General features: G+C 58.0%; 1 pseudogene. It reads left to right on the top strand.

The features are described from left to right. Positions 1-38 precede the first annotated feature (38 nt). Positions 39-666 (top strand): annotated as a pseudogene (locus tag AWU74_RS07180) (polyribonucleotide nucleotidyltransferase); the annotation flags it as partial.

The raw sequence follows: 666 nt of genomic DNA on the forward strand, positions 1-666 counted from the left end.
AAATCTGCAATAACGAGCGGATGTAGGAACAAGGCCGCCTGGCGAAACAGGCGAACGGCGCGGTGTACGCGCAATATGCAGGTTCGGCGGTTATCGCCACGGTCTGCGCTTCGCCGGACGCAGCGGAAGGGCTGGACTATGTGCCTCTCACCGTGGATTACAACGAAAAGTATTACGCCGCAGGCAAAATCCCCGGTGGCTTCATCAAGCGGGAAGGTCGCCCCAAAGACAAAGAAATCCTCGTATCGCGGCTTATTGACCGCCCGATGCGTCCGCTGTTCGACAATGCGTTCGGGCGGGAGATTCAACTGATACCGACGTGCGTATCTTCCGACCAAACCAACCCGCCGGATATCCTCGCGATTATCGCGAGTTCCGCCGCGGTGCATATATCCGACATTCCGTTCGCGGGGGCAATAGCCGGGGTACGCGTCGGCTATATTGACGGGCAATATATCGTGAACCCGACGTTTGAGCAAATTGAGCGCGGCGCGCTGGAAATCGTCGTGGCCGGTACGGCGAGCGGTTTTACTATGGTGGGAGGCGGCGCTGCCGAAGCGTCAGAAGATGTAATGCTCGGCGCGCTCGCCAAAGCCGAAGAGTTCATCAAGGCACTGTGCAAACTGCAAGACGACCTGCGGAAACTGGCGGGCAAAGAAAAACTGC

It is taken from the genome of Treponema endosymbiont of Eucomonympha sp., assembly GCF_001028545.1.